We start from the raw sequence: 19251 nt of genomic DNA, 5'->3' as shown, positions 1-19251 counted from the left end.
GTTATCCTGAGTACTCTTTATTGCTCTGGCTTCTTTTGCATTCACTGCATATCTCCGTAATAAAGCTTTACACCCTATCTGTAACGAAAAGCCCCTGTTTTTGGATTGATAAACCGGTTAAATTCACTTTTGGTGAATAAATTACACTGTTTTTGAAGTGTTTCTGAATGTAACTTGATATGCGTTTCTGTAATATCTGATTCCATATAATGTCATTGGTTGTTAAGAAACTTCTTGGATAGAGTGCGGTCGTCAATCATCTGACCGTCACAAGTACACGACATTAAAAATGTAAATGCGTTCCGTCAGGGAGTCGTTCTTACAAAGAACGTTGAGATTGAGCGCAGTCAACACAAGTGTGGCGGTCTGGACGTCTTCTTTTGTGAACATTCGGATATGTTCATCGTTTTAAAAGACCTCTGGAGTAGTCATGGCTCACGCATCCCGCCTTGTCCATAACAATACCAAACACACACTGGCCCGGATCAGCCGTAAAGCACTGCTGGCATCTGCTATTGCCGTAGCATCCCAGGCTTCACTGGTACAAGCTGCCGGTTACGGTATCAACGAACAGTCTGCCAGTTACTTGGGGACAGGTTTTGCAGGCCGTGCTTCCAATGCTGTTGATGCATCTATCTCAGCTTCAAACCCGGCAGCTATCAGTATGCTTGAGGGCAAGCAGATTGCTGTAGGCACCGACTACATCATGGATGGTGGTGAATTTGAAGGTAGTTACACCGGGCCCGGTGGTACTATTAGTGGCAAAACAAAGAAGTTTCAGAGTGGAACATTGGTTCCTTTCGGTTATTTCACCATGCCAGTCAATGACAAGCTGAGTTTTGGTTTGGCAAGTTATGCACCGTACGGTATCGAACTGGATTACAAAAATAACTGGGCAGGTAAATATTTCGGAGATAAAACCAGCGTCAAGGTTGTAAACCTGCAGGGAACTCTGGCATATAAATTTACCGATGATGTTTCTGTTGGTTTTGGCTTGGTAGGTTCTTATGTTAAGGGAGAGCTTACGCAAAAGAGCTGGTTGCCTGCTCCTGTGCCAGTACAAGCCGATGCTATTGTCGAAGGTGACGATACTACGATCGGTTGGAATATTGGTGCGACCTGGAATGTTACCGAAGCAACCACCCTTGGACTGGCGTATCATTCCAAGCTGGAATTCGAATTGAAGGGTGATTTCAAAATCGAGAATGCATCTCCAGCTGTCGCTCCCAACCAGAAGCTGGATGCAAGTCTCAAGATTACAATGCCGGAAAAAGTACTCGCCAGTGTAACTCACAAAATTGATGACCGCTGGACCGTCATGTCTGATGTGACATGGACACGCTGGAGCCGGTTTGAACAATTCCATGTTGTGACTACAAGCCCGAATGTATATTCATATGTTCCCATGAACTGGAAAAATACCTGGGCCTTCTCTCTGGGTACATCCTATCAGTACAACGACGAGCTGCTGTTACGTGCCGGTTATATGTTTGATGAGTCCCCGGTTACTGACAAGACCCGTACTGTACGTTCTCCTGATTCAGACCGTAACTGGTTTACCCTGGGTGCCAACTATAAGCTGTCTGAAAGCATGGACATCGACTTTGCCTACGCTTACGTCAAGCTGAAGAAAAGTAAAATAGATGAAGACAAGCACAACAAAGATGGCTCCGTAAATGCGCCTTATGGCCGTCTGGTTGGTGAATACAACAACAGCTCTCACATTATCGGTGTGCAGCTGAACTACGTATTCTGATAACAGAGATCTTTTTAAAAAGGCCGTCCGGGAAACCGGGCGGCCTTTTTTTGTGCAGCTCTGCTGAAACTAAACTAGCTTTTCGTGCTGAGACACAAATCACGAAAACTAATTTCTGTCGGCAGTGTCGCCGTCAAAGGTTTAGGTTGTATGCAGTACAAAAAACTATTACCTCTGTCCGCACTTGCTTTATCTCTAACGCCTCTAATGCAGCAAGCCGAAGCTGCCGGCTTCCAGCTGAATGAACACAGTGCCGCCGGCCTAGGTCGTGCCTTTGCCGGTGAGGCAGCGATGGCTGATGATGCCTCTGTTGTTGCACGCAATCCGGCAGCCATGAGCATGCTGGAGAGGCCGGAACTGACTCTCGTTGGTACCTGTGTCATACCTGATGTACGGGTAGAAGGAGATATCAGTGTTGCCAACACTAATATAATGCACCTCAAGGAAGATAAGGTTGCCGGAAAGGAATATATCCCTGCACTTTATTATGTACACCCCATTGATAATCAGTGGGCTCTGGGTTTTGGTATTTTCTCTAACTTTGGGTTGAGTACAGATTACGGGAAAAAATCCAATATTACCCTTGCTGCTGATGAAAGCGCGATCACAACAGTTAATTTCAATCCAAGTCTGGCATATCGGCTGAATGATCATTTCAGCTTTGGTCTTGGCCTTAATGCTCTGTTTATTGATGCTTCGATATCGTCCACTTTTCCACAAACCATACCAGCACCTCTGCCAGCGGCGCTGTCATCAAAAAAAGTCTTCAAAATGGATGGGGATGACTGGGCTTATGGTTGGAATATGGGTGTGTTATGGGAAGTCAGTGATCAGACACGTATAGGCCTTACATACCGCTCACAGATCGATACTAAAATCGAAGGTAAAGTTAAATCGGACATTAACAGTCAATGGCATAATAAAAAAGGTCATGTAAAGCTCGATATGCCTGAAATTACAGAGCTTTCAATTTGGCAACGACTCACAGACGTGACTGCCTTACATGCCAGTGTGATGAGAATTGGCTGGTCCAGTCTTAAGGAGATTGCTCCCAAGCTAAAAGACGGAATTGCTTTTGATTATAAAGAAACCCTGAAATGGAAAGATACCTGGCGGTATGCTGTTGGCGTGACTCATGATTTGCGACCGGATCTGTTATTGAGAGCCGGGGTTGCCTATGATGAAACCCCTACCAGTGACAAATATAGAACTTATCGTATTCCGGATACTGACCGGACATGGTACACACTTGGAGCCAGCTGGAAAATCAGTTCTGAGCAGAAGCTAGATTTTGGTTATGCTTATCTCCATGGAGATACAGTTGATATCAACCAGGTACAGTCGCCTGATATTCCGGGTGTGGGAAAAATTGACTTGAATTACCGCTCGAAAGTGACTCGAGGTAATGTGCAAATCTTCAGTGTTCAATACAACCACCGTTTCTGATGGTATGTATAATGTCGGGCTGACTTTGAGCAGGATGCTCCTTGTTTGCTGAATACTGGTGCTGAATATCAGCGTTACGAAAAAATACGAATACTCACACAAGCTCTGTGACCGATATCCTGCCCGGTCCAGGGCTTGTGTTGTTAAAACAAGTTGCCCCTAGGGGCTGACTTGCGCAAACAGGCTGCTTCGAACTCATGACAGAATGGCTGAAATTATCCGTATCGCTTTTCTGACATGAAAGAATAAATAACTCCCGGTTGGCTGGAGAGGCTGTCTGTTGTTACGTCCTGATAAACTTCGTCGATATGACTTGAACCTGTTGGTTACTCTGCATGTATTGCTGGAAGAGTGCAGTGTCAGTCGTGCTGCTCGGCGTCTCAGTCTGAGTCAATCTGCTATCAGTCGAGCGCTTGGCCGGTTACGTGATGTGTTTGGTGATGAGTTGTTTATCCGCAGACCTCACGGGCTGCAGCCAACGAATCGTGCTCTGGAGTTGCAGGAAGAGCTGAGCGGAACCCTGGGACAGGTTTCACGGCTTGTCGAACCGCCAAAATTTGATCCTTTCGAATGCAGTCAGACATTCAACATCAGTCTGATGGAGCACCTTTCGGTACAGCTGCTACCGCGATTACTGACTTATTTAGGCAGAGTGGCACCTGGTGTGAGGCTACATCTGACAACCTGGAATGAGGAAAGTAGCCAGGCCATGAGTACAGGCAAGCTGGATGCCTGTATCAATATCGCTGTGCAGGACAGGCCTGATTTGTATCAGCGCAGAATTGGGCCCGCGCGCCCTGTTATTTTTCTGGCAAATGATCATCCTCTTGCTACGAAAGAGCGGTTGAATATGGATGAATTTCTCAGTTATCCACATATCAGCCTGAGATACTACGAATTCAAGGATCATCCGCTGATGCAGCAACTGACAGAGATGATGCTGCGCCGTGATGTACTGCTGACGGCAACAGATATCCATGCAGCGCTAGAAGTTGTCAGTAAAACCCGGTCGCTGATGATTGGTACGCTGGATATGTGTGAGCCATTGCTTGAACGGCATCACTTGAGCGCAGTAAAACTGCCTGTTGAGTTGGCAACTCTGGACTCTGATTATCTTTTGACCTGGCACAGGTTACAGCATCGTAATCCAGAGCAGGCCTGGTTCAGGTCTGTTTTATTTGATCACTGCAGTGCTCTGGAAAAAACTGCTGTAATAGAAAACTCGGATAAAACTGATCAGGCCTTTTAGCCTGGCTAATACTATCAGGAGATATGGGCAATAGAGAATATCGTTGCCCTTCTGTTTTTAATTGCATTCCAAGCTGAACACTATAAATAAAAAATCACAACTCTTGCTGGTGATTAATAAAATAATCAGTATTTGAAGATCAGAGCTGAGTCTTTTAATTCGGCTTGGTGATAAGATGAAAAAATAACAAGGTGTTTTAAAGAGAAAATAAAAGAAAAGGGGCAACACCATGAATAAAAGTCTGGTCTTGATAGCTGCGGCTTATTTTCTTGCTAATACAGCGTATGCGGATTCAGCTTGGTATATGGGGGTTGCTGGAGGTAGTGGCGAAGTAGAAGTTGTTGGTCATGAGCGAGGGCCTGATGTTCGTAAAGTGATGAATAAAACAGGGCTTGGTATTACAACTCTGTCTGCTGGAGAAAAAGACGGAACCAATGTCTGGAAAGTTTTCACTGGCTATCAAATTAATAATCACTTTGCGATAGAAGCAAGCTATCAAGACCTGGGACATACTTCGGGACATTTCACCGCGACGGTGACTCAGAATGGTACGACTTCAACTTTAAGTGGCAAGCTGGATTCTGAATATCAGGCAGCTTCGACCTCGCTGTTAGGGCAATGGTCTTTTAATGAATGGGTTGGCGTTTTTGGTCGGGTTGGTATGCATTACTGGGAACATGAATTCAGTGTTAAAGGTAGTAATGCTCAGGGTGTCTCTGTAAACAAAACAGAAAAAGATAATGGTTTTGACTACCTGTTCGGTGGAGGATTGTCAGCAAACCTGGCCGATAATATCAGTGTGCGTGCTGAATGGGAGCGATTCCACGGAATCGAGGATGAAGACGGTATTGATATTAAAACAGTCAGTGTTGTCTATCGTTTCTAATCAAAACGAACTACAGAATGTTGGAGTAGCTTGATGAAAGATTATGATGCAGTACTGGATGTCTGGTTTGGACCGATGGAACATGGCATGTCATTGCCAGAGTATCGTCAGCGTTGGTTTACCGGTGGTGCTGCATTCGATGCCTTATTGAGGGAGCAGTTTCTCGAAGAAGTTAATTTTGCTCTCTCTGGTGGGTTTGCTGAATGGGAACAAACAGCCCGAGGGACACTGGCTTTAATTCTGGTTCTGGACCAGTTGCCACGGAATCTATTTAGGGGAACCAAGCGGGCATTTGATGGTGATAGCAGAGCGATCAACCTGTCTAAAAAGCTGTACAAGACAGGAGAAATAATGAAACTGAATGGTGATGAAAGTATTTTCGCCTGTATGCCTTATCAGCACTCTGAAATGCTTGAAGATCAACAGCAGGGTGTGCAGCTTTACAAACAGATAGCCAATAACGCGTCAGCTTCGTTTAAAAATATTGCCCAGTCCTCGGTTAATTTTTCCATGCTTCACAGGGATATTATTCAACGCTTTGGCCGCTTCCCTCACCGGAATCAAGCATTAGGCAGACAAATGACATCAGAAGAACAACAGTGGCTGGATGCCGGAGGTGAGCGTTTTGGTCAGTAGCTGGAAGTCATTATAAATGCAGCTACTATTGTAAAGGTTAATGCGAATGGTTAGTATTCGGTCCGATTTTTGAAAATATAAGATTTACACAAAAGACGGAAAGGCTGCAAACCAATGAATCGGATAAAAACTTTTGTAACAGCAATTGCCGCTACGGCTACCGTAGGTTTCAGTGTTTCAGCACTGGCTGCAGAAAAGTCCGATGAACTGGTTGTTTACAGTGCCCGTAAAGAGCATCTGATCAAGCCGCTGTTTGACTTGTACACTCAGAAGACAGGTACCAAATTCCGTTACATTACTGACAAGCCGGGTCCTCTGATGGCTCGTCTGGAAGCTGAAGGCAAGGCTTCTCCGGCTGACCTGCTGATTACTGTAGACGCAGGCAACCTGTGGCAAGCCAGCAACAAAGGCCTGCTGCAAGCCATTGAATCAAACACTCTGAAAGCCAATATCCCTTCCCACCTGCGTGACCCGAACAATACCTGGTATGGCCTGTCCGTACGTGCCCGTACTCTGGTTTACGCCGGAGACCGGGTTAAGGAAAAAGAGCTGAGCTCCTATGAAGATCTGGCGGGTCCTGAGTGGAAAGGTCGCCTGTGCCTGCGTACTTCCAAGAAGGTGTACAACCAATCTCTGGTAGCCACTATGGTAGAACGTATGGGTGAGCCCAAGGCTGAAGAAGTTGTTAAAGGCTGGGTTGCCAACCTGGCGGCTCCGGTATTCTCCAATGACACTAAAGCGATGAAGGCTGTTGCAGCTGGTCAGTGTGATGTGACCATCGTTAATACATACTACTTCGGTCGTCTGCAGAAGAAGAATCCTGACACCAACCTGAAACTGTTCTGGGCCAATCAGGATAGCTCCGGTGTTCACGTCAATGTTTCCGGTGCCGGCGTAACCCGTCACGCCAAGCACCCTGAAGCAGCACAAAAGTTCCTGGAGTGGCTGAGCACACCGGAAGCCCAGTCTGTTTTTGCTGATGAAAACATGGAATATGCAGCGAACCCGGCAGTCAAGCCAAGCCAGCAAGTTGCCGACTGGGGTAACTTCCGTCAGGACGATCTGAATGTAAGTTCTGCAGGCCAGCTGCAGGCAACAGCGATCAAGCTGATGGACCGTGTACGTTATAACTAATACGTAACTGGTTCTTACTGACAAAAGCCGCGATAATTCGCGGCTTTTGTCGTTTTGGTTGTTAGGGGCTGTTGACAATTAAACATGTGACCAGTTCATCACACAAGCCCTCAGGTAAGGTGAGCGGCGCGGGGCATGGTGGTTCTATGTTCAAGCCGTTCAACGTGGCATGAGGGCTTGTGTGATGAACCCGAAGGGCCGCCCATGGATTACGCCATGCCGCGTTGCTCACTGTTTATGTGGAATAACCACACCGCACAGCTCGCGTCTAACCTGGCGTAATCCATGGGCGGCTGGTCGCATGTTTAATTGTCAACAGCCCCTGGTCAGTTTGAGTCAGAGAGTTTTGATGCATAAGCCCTGGCGTTTTTCCGCGTTATCTATTGCTGCTGTGGTTATTCTGCCGCTGTCAGTGCTGTTGTTCAGCTGGTATGAGGTGCCTGTCGATATCTGGCAGCATTTGCTGGAAACCCAGTTAGGCCGGCTGGTAGGGAATACACTCACATTGCTGACAGGTGTTGGTGTTGGGGTCACTGTACTGGGTGTCAGCCTTGCCTGGCTGACTGCAACCTGTGAGTTTCCCGGGCGCAACTGGCTGGATAAGGCGCTGTTTTTGCCCTTTGCCATGCCGGCGTATGTGCTGGCGTTTGTTTATGTGGGGCTGTTGGACTTCAGTGGGCCGGTGCAAACTGCTCTGCGGCAATGGTTTGGGATTAGATCGCTACCAGAGTTTCGCAGTACCGGAGGCGTTATAGCGGTACTTGTTCTGGTTTTTTACCCCTATGTTTATATGTTGGCACGCACTGCCTTTCGTACCCAGGGGCGTCAGCTATTTGATGCAGCCCGGATACTGGGGCGTTCACCGTTACAGGCATTTATATCTGTGGCTCTGCCTATGGCAAAGCCGGCGATAATGGCGGGAGTATCGCTTGCGTTGATGGAGACACTTGCCGACTTCGGTACAGTCTCGGTTTTTAATTACGACACTTTTACAACAGCCATATACAAGTCGTGGTATGGGTTTTTTAATCTGCAGGCGGCGGCTCAACTGGCAACGTTATTGTTGTTGCTGGTTGCTCTGATGGTTTTTGGCGAGCGAAAAGCCAGAGGTAGTGCCCGTTTTACCCAGAGCCAGATTCGTCATAATAATCCAAGGTTTCAGCTTGCTGGTATTCAGTCCTGGCTGGCCAGTGGCTTTTGTACTGTCGTTGTTTTACTTGCTTTTGTTGTTCCGGTTGCACAGTTACTGCAATGGGCTGTCAGTGTTGTCGATATTGAATTGGACGCCCGTTACTGGGAGCGAATCACCAATACTTTGCTGTTGGGCGTCATGGCCGCTGTGATAACTGTTGGTGCCGCACTCATTTTGGCACTGGCGAAACGGTTGCAGCCGGATCGCTGGACAAACTTTTCAGCTTCTGTCGGAACCCTGGGATATGCATTGCCGGGCTCTGTGCTTGCAGTTGGAATTATGATCGGCTTTAGCTGGATCGATAAGGGTGTACTAATACCTCTGGCAAGCTGGCTGGGTATGGAGCCACAAATGTGGCTGGTGGGTAGCTTACCAGCACTATTACTGGCTTATATGGTGCGCTTTATGGCGGTGGGCTATGGGCCAGTTGATTCTGCGCTTCAAAGACTGAAGCCTTCAATCCCGGAAGCGGCTAGAAGCCTGGGCGTTGGAGGAAAGTCACTGGTACGACGGGTCTATTTGCCCGTTATAGCTCCGGGAACACTGACAGCACTGCTACTGGTTATGGTTGATGTGTTGAAAGAAATGCCGGCTACCATGTTACTACGTCCGTTTGGCTGGGAAACGCTGGCGGTGCGTATATATCAGATGACTGCTGAAGGCGAGTGGGAGCGTGCTGCACTGCCTGCTGTTATATTGCTGCTAACGGGAATGATACCTGTGATTATGTTGATGCGTCGTGCCGAAAAGTAGCTTTGGGCTTCCCACTGGTATTGTCTGCATGACAAGAATTTCTTAGAGTCGGCTTTTTCAGGGTCAACAGGAGAAGAGCTGTCATGAGCAGTATTCCGTCAGAGCTGCGCTATGCATCGTCCCATGAATGGGTTCAGGTTGAAGAGGGTGGCGTGGTTGCTATTGGCATCACCGATCATGCCCAGCAGCTACTGGGTGATGTGGTTTTTGTCGAATTGCCGGAAGTCGGCACTGCACTGTCTACCGGTGATGAAGTCGGAGTCGTTGAGTCTGTAAAGGCCGCTTCTGATATCTATGCCCCCGTTTCTGGTGAAGTGGTAGCTGTTAATGAAGAGCTGGATGAAGCGCCGGAAACTGTAAACAGTGCGCCTTATACTGATGGCTGGATTTTCAAACTCAAGCTGAGTGATGAAAGTGAGCTGGAAAGCTTATTGGATGCGGATGGCTATAGTGGAGTCGTAGAGTCAGAGGGTTGAGTGAGAGGCTGCAAAACTTTTATATTCGCAGTAACGATATGTCCCCGATGATTTTTCATTGGGGCTATATTGATTATGAACTTTTGATTAAGAGTAAGGCTATTCCTGATAGCCCAATAAATCTACCAAGTCATTTTAGTTGAATAAGATACAAAAACAGCTAGTTTATCAAAATAAAAACTGACTTGGATAGCGATGATGTATCGGTGCAAGTCGATAAGTTGTAGCTTTAGATTGATATGCTTGGCAGTCAATTTATTTTCTCCCCTCAAGGAACTAATGTTCCTGTCTTTAATATTTGTTGTATTTTCTTTTAATGTCATTGCTAGTTCGGAAATTTTGCATGTCTATTTTCTATCTCATGGAGGAGAAGAAAGTATATGGAGGGTTCGGGAAGATATTCAACTTTGCATTTCTTCCAGAAACGAGGGAAGGTACATGTGCGGTCATGTTACCTGCATGAAAGAAACAACAGGACCCGGCGTAGAAGAAATATCCATACTTTTACGTGGTTGGGCGTCTATTGAATTGAGCCATGCGGTTGATGAAGCTGAGCAAACAACTAGAGCAAAACAGCTACTACCATGGTGTTTTAGTAAGCAGGGGTGTTTTCTTGCTCAGTTGAAGTCTAAGAGAAACCTTTTCACTGAATTGCGAGGCAGAAAAGCATGCGTATTTGAGGTTGAAAAACAATTCAGAAGCTGTGAGGTAAAGGTAAATGGGGGCGAGTTTGAAGAACAAGTCAAAAAGTACTGGATAAAGGTAAATGGAGCTGAGGAAAAGATTAACTCATCTGAATGGGATCAAAAAATACTGCTCCATAAGCTGCTATTCAGAATGATGAATGTCAATGAAGGTAGAAAGCATATTGAAGATAGCCAGTTAACAGAGGAAGAAGCTGCCTCTCTTTTCCCCTTTTCTTTTCAGTCCACAAGCATGGATTCAGAAGACAGATTTGCTGATTCAGCAGCACAAATTATCGATACTATTCGTGCAGCAGCATCAAGATCAGGCACCCCCGGAATATTCTTAGACTGTGTTTTTCGTACGGACGACTACTGGAATGTGACTGTTTACTATGATGGAACTTCGTTCACTGCGCTGAAATTTGGATGTAAAAATGAGGTTTTTTTACTTGTTTTTTCATCTGTAGCAAATAAAAGAGAGCCTGTTCGTCGGCGGTCTGACGCAATAGGCTCAGATACTGTGAATGGCTCAATAGCTAGTTCTTATGGGGTTCCCATCTTCGGTAGCTGTAAAGAGAGAAGCGGGCGTCGTAGTAGATCGAGTAGTGACAGTAGTGGATATGCCAGCTTGATCAGTAGTCCCGATAGAGGAATATCTATGGAGCAGCTGATGGAAGAAAGCAGGGAAGGAAAGGCGATACTGGATTCTTTAATGATACGCTGCGCCTCAGCCTCTAATGAAAAAGCAAATATGATGGGGATGGAGGCGGCTAGACGCCGGGTCCTTGAGAAACAAAAAATCAAAGATACCTTATCTACACGATCTTTAGCTGACAAAAAAGATTAGAAATTTGAAATGAAATGGTAAGCGTAACGTTGCAGTCACATGTATAGACGGAGTCTAATGGCTCGCAGGTATAGGTGTTGTTTTACTCAGAGGGACATATGACACCAGCAATCATGCTTATTTCCAAAGCCCGAATAAGACATACTGTCCATGAATACAGGCATGATCCACAGTGCACGGATTATGGCCATGAATCTGCACAGCAGCTTGGCGTATCTGAAAATCAGGTTTATAAAACACTGGTCGCAGATACTGGCAAAGGCCTGATAAATTGCATCGTGCCTGTCAGTGGGCGCCTGTCGATGAAAGCAATCGCAAAGGTTGCAGGTGTCAAAAAGCTGCGGATGGCTGATGTGGCATTAGCAGAGAAAACAACAGGCTATATAGCCGGTGGGATCAGCCCATTAGGCCAGAAAAAACAGTTACCGGTCTTTCTGGATGAGTCCGCTCTGAGTTTTGAAACCATCTTTGTCAGCGCCGGTCGTCGGGGACTTTCCCTGGAACTCTGTCCTCAGGATTTGCTCAAGCAGACCAGAGGTAAAACGGGACGTCTGACTGAATAGCCAACCCCTCGGATTCGCCACTTTATTCCCATCACCAATCACCTCTACGCGGAGTTTTTTATCTATTCTCCGTCTATGCTGAGAGCTTCTTCCGTTGCTTTCGCGCTGGAGGTGAGCTTTGAGCCCATGGCCGAAAAATGCGCGTATCGCAGTCAATTTTGTACTGAATTATGAAGAAGATGCCGAGCGTAATGTGCGAGATGGGGATGGAGAATCGGAATCCTACCTGACCGGTTTTCCTGGTTTTACTGCGCGTCACGGCCGGCATGAATCCTGTGAGTCTTTTTTCCGATATGGGGCGGGGCCGGGGTGTCAGAGGCTACTGGATTTATTTGCTGATTTTAATATACCCATCACCCTGTTTGCCTGTGGGCTTGCTCTTGAAAGAAACCGCTTGCTTTGTGAATGCTTGGAAGCTTCAGATCATGAAGTTGCAGGACATGGCTGGCGCTGGATTGACTATCATCATGTGCCGGTGGAAAAGGAAAGAGAACATGTCCTGAGGACGCTGGATACCATCAGTCGCCTGACAAAAAAGAAAGCAACCGGGTGGTACACCGGACGCAAAAGTTATAACACCCGGTTGCTGGTTATTGAGGCTGGAGTCCATTATGACTCTGATGCCTATGATGATGATCTGCCATATTACCTGCAGTATAAGACCGGCTATCATTTAATCATTCCATACAGCCTGATAACCAATGACTGTAACTACCTGGTTTCACCGGGATGGTCATCACCGGAATCCGGCTGGAACAATTTACGTTTTGCCTTTGACGGCTTGTATCGTGAATCCGCAAAACGACCTGCCATGATGACAATCGGACTGCACTGTCGTATTTCAGGGCATCCGGGGCGTGCCGAGGCGCTAAGACGATTTATTGAATATATACACAAGAGGGATGGTGTCTGGATTTGCCGTCGGGAAGATATTTCGACTTGCTGGCGCAAGAATGTTCCTCCTGTAAAAACAACGCCACTTTCATCTCTACCCTCTCTGCTGTCAATTCGTCCTCTGGAGTTCATAGATGCGTGTGATATCGGAAAACAGTAATGACCGGTTTCGCATTGAAACCATGACCTCGCAGGAAGCACAACAAATGGTGTTGTGGGAACAGAAAGAAGGCTGGAATCCCGGGGTTAATGACGCCGCAACTTTCTACGCGGCCAATGCCAATGGGCTTTTTGCCGGACGGCTTAATAACCGTATGATTGGTTGTGGTAGTGTCATGGCGTACGATGATAATTTTGCTTTTTTTGGCCTTTATATCGTTGCCAGAGAGTTTCGCCATCAGGGATATGGCATGGCAATTACCCGTCGTCGCCGGGATTTTGCCGGTGACCGGATTATCGGGCTGGATGGTGTTATCAGCAATGTTGCTGCTTATTCCAGTGCGGGATTTAAAGCAGCCTATCGTACTCGCCGCTTTCATCTTGAACAGGAAGTATCTGATCTCCCTTCAAATATTGAAGATATGGATATAGTGCCCTTCAGATCTGACTTACTGGATCAGATTGCCAGCTTTGATGAGCGTTTTTTTCCAGCCTGGCGACGAGATTTTTTGGCTGTCTGGCTGAGTCAGAGTGATGCCATTGTTCAGGTTGCGTTAAGTGGTCATACTGTGACTGGGTATATTGTGCTTCGGCCTTGTATCGAAGGGGCCAAGGTAGGGCCACTGTTTGCTGACTCCCCGATGGTGGCCCGGGCTCTGTTGATCAAAGCGGCGCAACTTCTGGGACGTTATCCGGTAATGATCGATATGCCGGAAGTTAATAATTCCGGCCTGACACTGGCTGCCGAGCTAAATATGAAGCTGGTCTGGGAAACATTGCGAATGTACACGCGTACACCACGAGAGATAGAGTTAGGGGGTATCTATGGCCTTACTAATCTCGAAACAGGGTGACAACTGCTCATTGTTGTACTCGTAAAATCTGTTTTATCTGTATTCCGGATTTATCAGTTTTTTCCAGCGTTGGAGCTCTTCACTGAGGGCTGAAATATAGTGGCTGATCTGCTCCAGATCACGGTCAGGCTCAAGGCAGGATAGTCGCAGCATTTGTTTTCTTATCCTGTCGAACCGGCTTTGCACCGCCATCTCAAACAGGGGTTCGTGATTACCATAAGGCAGATGATTACGATCAACCCGGGTCATATCGACATGATCAATACTGTCTGGCACGAAAGATACAACCAGCGTTACACGATGGTTATCGCTTGATTTTTCTGCCATATGCCTGACATGGCTGCCCTGCATCAAAACTGCCTCGCCAGGCTGAAGCTCAAACTCTCTGCTGGAAGTACATATTTTCCCTCCCCGGGCTTCACTATGTCTGCTGATCATGCAAATCAGGACAAATGGCACATAATCATAGTGCCAGTTATCTATGACTTCCCGATGGTGGTGCTCTTTTCGGTCAGCCTCAATCTGCAGGTTAATATGTGCTTGTTCAATGGGCATTGTGTGGGCTTTCAGTGGCACCCCGGCAAGTTCGGAGACGATCTGCCGGAGTTCACTGCAGGCAAACCACTCTTTAATTTGAGGTGTGCCACGCAGAGTAATTGCCCTGCCGCTGGTAAATCGCTGGTGCTGGTATATGTGAATGACTTGCTCTACTGCATAGCAGGAGGTTTTGGCTAACAGCGGAAATGGTTCGCAGTAGGCATAATCAATATCCGGCAAGTCTCCGTAAGGGTTGGGTGTATGCTGCCAGTCAGGATTGAAATCTGATAAACGCGCGACCTTAACTTGTTCAGGTTTGTTGAAAACAAGTGATGCAGGTATCAGCTTGTCTTCAGCACTATCAGAACAGTCATTAAACATTGATAGTTATCCTGAATGTCTTGTCAGTAGCGGATCTAGAGCCACTGTGGAGGCCTTTTTCTGGAAAGATAGCAGCAGAATCGGGATGCGCAGTAAAAAAACTGTCAGCGGTTGTTATAACATTTTGATGATTCATATCTATTGCACCTTCAGTCCAACGACGAGTACCATCCTGAACGGAATTTCACTGATCAGAGACAAGATATCGTGTTCAGCGCAGTAACCGGGTTGCTTTTGGCAGGCGGTCAGTCTTCCCGTATGGGGCAGAACAAGGCGTTGTTGTCCTGGCAGGGACAACCGTTATACCGCCATATGGTGCAGTTGATGCGGAATGCGGGCTTGCCTCAGGTAGAAATCAGTGGCCGGCTTACAGATGATTCGATTCCTGATCGGTATCCGGAACAGGGGCCTCTCGGTGGAATAGATGCCTGTGTTGCTGCAGGCAAGGCAGGAAATGGCTTGCTGGTCGTACCTGTCGATATGCCACTGCTGACATCCTCCCTGTTGCAGCAGCTGGTAAAGGAAGGACTGCAGTCAGGCAAGGCATGCTGTTATGAAGGTAGCAGTATGCCGTTGTATATTCCGGTGGATGAGAATCTGGAGCAGGCAATCAAGGCCTGTTTCGATAGTCCCCGACGCCGTGACCGGTCGATTCGGGCCATGCTGCAGCACCGTGGTGAAACTCAACGTCTGTCTGCTGCAAACCTGTCAATGCCGTTGAAAGATATGAGGCTCTCCGAGTCAGCACCGATTACGGAATCGGTATATTTTAAAAATGCCAATACGCCTGCTGAATGGGCCGAGTGCCAGTCCGCAGCGTCGCCATCGAACCCTGTATCACCTTAATAAATCACAAAAGGTTATCTCATGGCTCATAAAGAAACAGCAGAGTTTATCCCCCTGAATATTGCTGTCCTGACCGTTTCCGATACCCGCAATGAAGAGACCGACACCTCCGGTCGTCTTCTGGCTGATAGCCTGCAGTCTGCCGGCCACAAGCTGGGCGAAAAAGTTATCTGCATCGATGACGTGTACCAGATTCGTGCTGTTGTTTCCCGCTGGATCGCTTCCGAAGATATCCAGGTTGTCATGGTGACCGGTGGTACCGGTTTCTATGACCGTGATATGACGCCTGAGTCCCTGCAGCCGTTGTTTGACCGTACTGTTGATGGTTTTGGTGAACTGTTCCGCCAGATTTCCTACGAGCAGATTGGTACCTCTACTATTCAGTCTCGCGCCATTGCCGGTGTAGCAAATGGCACCCTGATCTTCGGTATGCCGGGTTCCAACAATGCCTGCCGTACTGCCTGGGAACAAATCATCAAGGATCAGCTGGACAGCCGTACCCGTCCTTGCAACTTTGCCGGCCGCCTCAAGGGTGTGAACATCGACTGAGGAGTTCCAGTATGAGTCAACTGACCCATACCAATGCCGACGGGCAGGCGCATATGGTGGATGTGGGTGATAAAGATACCACCCGCCGTGAAGCACGTGCTGAAGCATATGTTTCAATGCAGCCGGAAACCCTGACGCTGGTGGCAGAAAATGGTCTGAAGAAAGGCGATGTTCTGTCAGTAGCCCGTATCGCCGGGATTCAGGCGGCCAAGCAGTGCGGCAATATGATTCCCCTGTGTCATCCACTGATGCTGAATTATATCGATGTGGATTTTCAGCTGGAGTCAGAGAACAACCGTATCCGGATTGAATCCTGCTGTCGTTTGAATGGCAAAACCGGTGTTGAAATGGAAGCGCTTGCAGCGGTATCTGTAGCGGCTCTCACTGTGTATGACATGTGCAAGGCAGTGGATAAAGCAATGCAGATTGATGGCATGCGGGTACTGGAAAAATCCGGTGGTCGCAGCGGTCACTATATTGCCGACTAAATATTCGGCTAGTCGTTATACTCTGTACTAGCCAGGCAATAGCCAAGTAATAGCCGGGTATCTACCCCTTGAATACCCGGCTGTACAGAGCAATAAAATATCTGGCCACAATCCTGCTGCGTCAGTGTATTGTCGGAGCCAGAGCAGTAGAGAAGCATATGATCAAGGTTCTGTTTTTTGCCCGTTACCGTGAACAGCTAGGTTGCAGTGAATTGCAGCTTGGAGAAGAAGCCGGTAATACGGTCTCGTCGTTACGACAGCTTTTGTCAGACAAGGGAGAGAACTGGGCTGAGGTCATGCGCCATCCGACAACACTGGTGGCGATTAACCAGACCGTCGTCAGTGACGACGCCAGTATCGCTGCCGGAGATGAAGTCGCTTTCTTTCCGCCAGTAACCGGAGGCTGAATCTGTGATGCCGGAAATCAGTGTTCAGAACGAAGACTTCAGTGTTGCTGCCGAGTATGACCTGCTGTGTCAGGAGTTCGGGGCTGGAGCTGTAGTTATGTTCTCCGGTCGTGTCCGGGATATGAACCTTGGCGACAAGGTGGGCGGACTTTGCCTGGAGCACTACCCTGCTATGACCCAGTCCGTACTGGAAGCCATTGTGGCTGAGGCACGCGATCGCTGGCCGCTGAATGCAGTGCGGGTTATTCACCGGGTTGGCCAGTTGCATGCGGGAGACCAGATTGTCTTTACCGGCGTTGCCAGTGCCCATCGCGGCGCGGCATTTGATGCCTGTGAATTTATTATGGATAACCTGAAAACCCGGGCGCCGTTCTGGAAAAAAGAACAGACACTGGAAGGTGATCGCTGGCTTGAGGCACGCCAGAAAGATCTGGATGCAGCTGCTCGCTGGGATGAACAGGAACGTTCTGCGGATAACTGCTGTCAGGGCACCAAAGCATGATCAGGCGGTTGCTGCTGGCTTGTTTGGCTGTGACACTGGCATGGCCGGCAGCGGCGGATATTCGTATCGCGGTTGCAGCTAACTTCAGAGCCACAGCAGAAAAGCTGGCCGCGGCATTTCAAAAGAAAACCGGTGAAGAGGTATCCATCTCTTCGGCATCAACGGGTGCCTTGTATAATCAAATTTTATTCGGTGCACCTTACGATTTATTTTTATCTGCCGATGCTGCCCGACCAGAAATGCTGATCCAGAAAAAGCTGGCGCTAACAGCAGTCTGCGAAACTTATGCCTATGGGCAACTGGTGCTATGGAACAGAGATGAGCCGATTAAAGGCTTGGAAGATCTGCGTGATCTTGCCGGCAAGATTGCTGTTCCCGACCCGGAGCTTGCACCCTATGGTGCAGCCGCTCGAGAGGCTTTGCAGCAGGCCGGCTTATGGGACGTTACTGAGCCCAAACTGGTCAAGGGCAGTAGCGTGCAGCAAGCCTGGCAGTTTGTCGCAAGCGGTAATGCCAAAGCCGGGTTTGTAGCCTGGTCGCAGTTAATGGGTAAGGTTAATCCCGAAAACGTGTATTTTGTTCCCGCTGACTTCTATCCATCACTACAGCAGCGAATGGTCCTGCTTTCAAACAGTAAGTATCAAGAGGCTGCGATGCGTTTCGGTCGATTCGTCTGCTCGGAAGAAGGGCAAAATATTGTGCAGACCATGGGGTATATATCAGGCACTGCCAGCCCGGAAAAAACCGAAGAACCTTGAATCATATAAAGTAACCCATCTATTTCAGTCCGGTATTCATATTCAAGCCTTTCAGGTCAATGGAGTGATCAGGTAGATCTATGCTTGGTGCTTGATGTATCACTACCTAAGGCTTGAATATCCGTGACTATTTCAAACAGCCTCCTCACTGCGAGCCTGCGGTTCGCGATAGCTGTCTGCTGCGCTCTTCTGGCAGGGTGTTCTGCCCTGATGCCTGAAGAGCAGGCTGCTCCAAAAGCGGTAACACCCGGGAAAGTTTATCGCTCACTGGCTGAGCTGAAGTGTATGCCACTGCCTGACGGTGCTGTTCAGGGGCGCACCCGGATTATTCTGAATGAGTCAACCCAGCAGCTGGAGCTGCCCTCTGGTAAGACGCCGTTCGTCGCTTATGATGTGCCGCAAACCGGATATCATAAAATCACCGTTAAAAGTTATGTCATCAAGGACTCCAGAGGAAAGGATGAACTGTTTTTCCCTGAAGTTGCGCTACTGGATCAACATCAGCAGCTGATCAGTAAAATCGACCCCAATGTGCTGAAGCACCAGAAACCGGGCTTTGTTACCTCTGAAGGAGTCCAGGCGACATTTGATATTGATAACCGTGCCCTTGGTGGAAGAAAAACAGCCTGCCTGGTTGTTTACACCACTGACAAACTGCGTGGTGAAAAAACAACGCTGGTCAATCAGGCAAAAGAGTATGCCAATGCACGTGGAATACAGCCTTTGCCGGTGCCTGACCCGATTGCGCGTCATGGCAATTATGGGAGTCTGAATATTACCCTTAAATCCCACGAAGCCTATGGTGCTGCCGCGCTGGCAATAACACCTGTTGTCGCGGCAGCTATTGCCCCTGCACTTGCTTCAGACAGGGTGGAGGCCATGAAGCCGGGGCCTGTAAGTTTGCCTAAGGAAGATAAGGGCTTTGTTGAAATGCAGACTTACTATATCTCTCAGGTGAAACAAGCACTGTCGGATAAAAGATTGCCTGAAGCATTGAAGTTGCGATCTCAATTGCGCGATATTGCTCAGGCAACGGAAGGATATTTTGTGAGTCAGTACGGCAAGAGTGGGGATGCGGTCTCTTTACCTCAAAAACCGTCAGAAGCTGGAGGTTATGCTGCGAAAGCACTTTACCAACTGCAGCTGAAGATTGCTGAACAGCTCAAGGCGGGTAACGGAGCAGGGGCGCTGCAAATTGTTGATCAGGCTCATCATTTCAAGAGTGAAATTGATCAGCTGTTTAATCTGTAAC

The 19251-nt window shown here is 47.9% G+C and carries 20 protein-coding genes; 19 read left to right on the top strand and 1 reads right to left on the bottom strand.

What is annotated here, in order from left to right:
- Window positions 1–430 precede the first annotated feature (430 nt).
- The 12 genes from ACYZZ0_RS05740 to ACYZZ0_RS05685 all read left to right on the top strand — a co-directional run bounded on the left by ACYZZ0_RS05740 (window position 431) and on the right by ACYZZ0_RS05685 (window position 13531).
- Complete coding sequence (locus ACYZZ0_RS05740) at window positions 431–1756, top strand: OmpP1/FadL family transporter (RefSeq protein WP_461535637.1); 1326 nt, start codon at window positions 431–433, stop codon at window positions 1754–1756.
- A 150-nt stretch (window positions 1757–1906) separates the two neighbouring features.
- Window positions 1907–3202, top strand: a complete 1296-nt coding sequence (locus tag ACYZZ0_RS05735) for an OmpP1/FadL family transporter (protein ID WP_461535636.1) — start codon at window positions 1907–1909, stop codon at window positions 3200–3202.
- 280 nt (window positions 3203–3482) lie between these two features.
- The gene (locus ACYZZ0_RS05730) at window positions 3483–4451 is read left to right on the top strand and encodes a LysR family transcriptional regulator (protein ID WP_461535635.1); all 969 of its coding nucleotides are present in this window, start codon (window positions 3483–3485) and stop codon (window positions 4449–4451) included.
- Window positions 4452–4680: 229 nt separating this feature from the next.
- Window positions 4681–5337, top strand: a complete 657-nt coding sequence (locus tag ACYZZ0_RS05725) for an outer membrane beta-barrel protein (protein ID WP_461535634.1) — start codon at window positions 4681–4683, stop codon at window positions 5335–5337.
- 33 nt (window positions 5338–5370) lie between these two features.
- Window positions 5371–5973: a DUF924 family protein gene (locus ACYZZ0_RS05720; protein WP_461535633.1), complete on the top strand. Its 603-nt coding sequence runs from the start codon at window positions 5371–5373 to the stop codon at window positions 5971–5973.
- A 114-nt stretch (window positions 5974–6087) separates the two neighbouring features.
- Complete coding sequence (locus ACYZZ0_RS05715) at window positions 6088–7107, top strand: extracellular solute-binding protein (RefSeq protein ID WP_461535632.1); 1020 nt, start codon at window positions 6088–6090, stop codon at window positions 7105–7107.
- A gap of 349 nt (window positions 7108–7456) precedes the next feature.
- Window positions 7457–9052, top strand: coding sequence for an ABC transporter permease (locus tag ACYZZ0_RS05710; RefSeq protein ID WP_461535631.1), 1596 nt, complete (start codon window positions 7457–7459; stop codon window positions 9050–9052).
- 83 nt (window positions 9053–9135) lie between these two features.
- Window positions 9136–9528: a glycine cleavage system protein GcvH gene (gene gcvH, locus ACYZZ0_RS05705; protein ID WP_461535630.1), complete on the top strand. Its 393-nt coding sequence runs from the start codon at window positions 9136–9138 to the stop codon at window positions 9526–9528.
- A gap of 459 nt (window positions 9529–9987) precedes the next feature.
- Entirely contained in the window at window positions 9988–11061 is a 1074-nt protein-coding gene (locus ACYZZ0_RS05700; RefSeq protein ID WP_461535629.1) for a hypothetical protein, read from the top strand.
- Window positions 11062–11159: 98 nt separating this feature from the next.
- Window positions 11160–11624, top strand: coding sequence for a Cys-tRNA(Pro) deacylase (gene ybaK, locus ACYZZ0_RS05695; RefSeq protein ID WP_461535628.1), 465 nt, complete (start codon window positions 11160–11162; stop codon window positions 11622–11624).
- Window positions 11625–11742: 118 nt separating this feature from the next.
- On the top strand, window positions 11743–12678 hold the full coding sequence (locus ACYZZ0_RS05690) for a polysaccharide deacetylase family protein (protein ID WP_461535627.1): 936 nt from the start codon (window positions 11743–11745) through the stop codon (window positions 12676–12678).
- A complete protein-coding gene (locus ACYZZ0_RS05685; RefSeq protein ID WP_461535626.1) occupies window positions 12653–13531 on the top strand; it encodes a GNAT family N-acetyltransferase in 879 nt (292 codons plus the stop codon). Before ACYZZ0_RS05690 ends, ACYZZ0_RS05685 begins: the two co-directional genes overlap by 26 nt.
- 33 nt (window positions 13532–13564) lie before the next feature.
- Here the strand turns inward: ACYZZ0_RS05685 and ACYZZ0_RS05680 are convergent, their stop codons facing one another.
- Entirely contained in the window at window positions 13565–14449 is an 885-nt protein-coding gene (locus tag ACYZZ0_RS05680) for a hypothetical protein (protein ID WP_461535625.1), read from the bottom strand.
- A gap of 207 nt (window positions 14450–14656) precedes the next feature.
- Here ACYZZ0_RS05680 and mobA point away from each other — a divergent pair, with 207 nt between their 5' ends.
- The 7 genes from mobA (at window position 14657) to ACYZZ0_RS05645 (ending at window position 19250) form a co-directional block, all read left to right on the top strand.
- Window positions 14657–15295: a molybdenum cofactor guanylyltransferase gene (gene mobA, locus ACYZZ0_RS05675; protein ID WP_461535624.1), complete on the top strand. Its 639-nt coding sequence runs from the start codon at window positions 14657–14659 to the stop codon at window positions 15293–15295.
- 21 nt (window positions 15296–15316) lie between these two features.
- A complete protein-coding gene (gene moaB, locus ACYZZ0_RS05670; protein ID WP_461535623.1) occupies window positions 15317–15844 on the top strand; it encodes a molybdenum cofactor biosynthesis protein B in 528 nt (175 codons plus the stop codon).
- Window positions 15845–15855: 11 nt separating this feature from the next.
- Complete coding sequence (moaC, locus tag ACYZZ0_RS05665; RefSeq protein WP_461535622.1) at window positions 15856–16332, top strand: cyclic pyranopterin monophosphate synthase MoaC; 477 nt, start codon at window positions 15856–15858, stop codon at window positions 16330–16332.
- Window positions 16333–16400: 68 nt separating this feature from the next.
- Window positions 16401–16739, top strand: a complete 339-nt coding sequence (moaD, locus tag ACYZZ0_RS05660; protein WP_461535621.1) for a molybdopterin converting factor subunit 1 — start codon at window positions 16401–16403, stop codon at window positions 16737–16739.
- Window positions 16740–16746: 7 nt separating this feature from the next.
- The gene (moaE, locus tag ACYZZ0_RS05655) at window positions 16747–17241 is read left to right on the top strand and encodes a molybdopterin synthase catalytic subunit MoaE (RefSeq protein WP_461535620.1); all 495 of its coding nucleotides are present in this window, start codon (window positions 16747–16749) and stop codon (window positions 17239–17241) included.
- Window positions 17238–17999, top strand: coding sequence for a molybdate ABC transporter substrate-binding protein (gene modA / locus ACYZZ0_RS05650; protein WP_461535619.1), 762 nt, complete (start codon window positions 17238–17240; stop codon window positions 17997–17999). The genes moaE and modA overlap by 4 nt, the downstream gene beginning before the upstream one ends.
- A 210-nt stretch (window positions 18000–18209) precedes the next feature.
- Window positions 18210–19250 carry a MalM family protein gene (locus tag ACYZZ0_RS05645; protein WP_461535618.1) on the top strand — a complete coding sequence of 347 codons (1041 nt, stop codon included), beginning with the start codon at window positions 18210–18212 and terminating at the stop codon, window positions 19248–19250.
- The last annotated feature ends 1 nt before the right edge of the window (window position 19251 follow it).

Source organism: Spongorhabdus nitratireducens, from assembly GCA_947387575.1.
GTDB lineage: Bacteria > Pseudomonadota > Gammaproteobacteria > Pseudomonadales > Endozoicomonadaceae > CANDOC01.
Note: the sequence above shows the minus strand (reverse complement) of the source record. Positions and strands in the feature narration are given on the sequence as shown.

What these genes read in the sequence shown, in the direction of transcription:
- ACYZZ0_RS05740 (WP_461535637.1), top strand. Translation starts at nt 431, where the DNA reads ATGGCTCACGCATCCCGCCTTGTCCATAACAATACCAAACACACACTG.
- ACYZZ0_RS05735 (WP_461535636.1), top strand. Translation starts at nt 1,907, where the DNA reads ATGCAGTACAAAAAACTATTACCTCTGTCCGCACTTGCTTTATCTCTA.
- ACYZZ0_RS05725 (WP_461535634.1), top strand. Translation starts at nt 4,681, where the DNA reads ATGAATAAAAGTCTGGTCTTGATAGCTGCGGCTTATTTTCTTGCTAAT.
- ACYZZ0_RS05720 (WP_461535633.1), top strand. Translation starts at nt 5,371, where the DNA reads ATGAAAGATTATGATGCAGTACTGGATGTCTGGTTTGGACCGATGGAA.
- ACYZZ0_RS05715 (WP_461535632.1), top strand. Translation starts at nt 6,088, where the DNA reads ATGAATCGGATAAAAACTTTTGTAACAGCAATTGCCGCTACGGCTACC.
- ACYZZ0_RS05710 (WP_461535631.1), top strand. Translation starts at nt 7,457, where the DNA reads ATGCATAAGCCCTGGCGTTTTTCCGCGTTATCTATTGCTGCTGTGGTT.
- gcvH (WP_461535630.1), top strand. Translation starts at nt 9,136, where the DNA reads ATGAGCAGTATTCCGTCAGAGCTGCGCTATGCATCGTCCCATGAATGG.
- ACYZZ0_RS05700 (WP_461535629.1), top strand. Translation starts at nt 9,988, where the DNA reads ATGAAAGAAACAACAGGACCCGGCGTAGAAGAAATATCCATACTTTTA.
- ybaK (WP_461535628.1), top strand. Translation starts at nt 11,160, where the DNA reads ATGACACCAGCAATCATGCTTATTTCCAAAGCCCGAATAAGACATACT.
- ACYZZ0_RS05685 (WP_461535626.1), top strand. Translation starts at nt 12,653, where the DNA reads ATGCGTGTGATATCGGAAAACAGTAATGACCGGTTTCGCATTGAAACC.
- ACYZZ0_RS05680 (WP_461535625.1), bottom strand. Translation starts at nt 14,449, where the DNA reads ATGTTTAATGACTGTTCTGATAGTGCTGAAGACAAGCTGATACCTGCA.
- moaB (WP_461535623.1), top strand. Translation starts at nt 15,317, where the DNA reads ATGGCTCATAAAGAAACAGCAGAGTTTATCCCCCTGAATATTGCTGTC.
- moaC (WP_461535622.1), top strand. Translation starts at nt 15,856, where the DNA reads ATGAGTCAACTGACCCATACCAATGCCGACGGGCAGGCGCATATGGTG.
- moaE (WP_461535620.1), top strand. Translation starts at nt 16,747, where the DNA reads ATGCCGGAAATCAGTGTTCAGAACGAAGACTTCAGTGTTGCTGCCGAG.
- modA (WP_461535619.1), top strand. Translation starts at nt 17,238, where the DNA reads ATGATCAGGCGGTTGCTGCTGGCTTGTTTGGCTGTGACACTGGCATGG.
- ACYZZ0_RS05645 (WP_461535618.1), top strand. Translation starts at nt 18,210, where the DNA reads ATGCCTGAAGAGCAGGCTGCTCCAAAAGCGGTAACACCCGGGAAAGTT.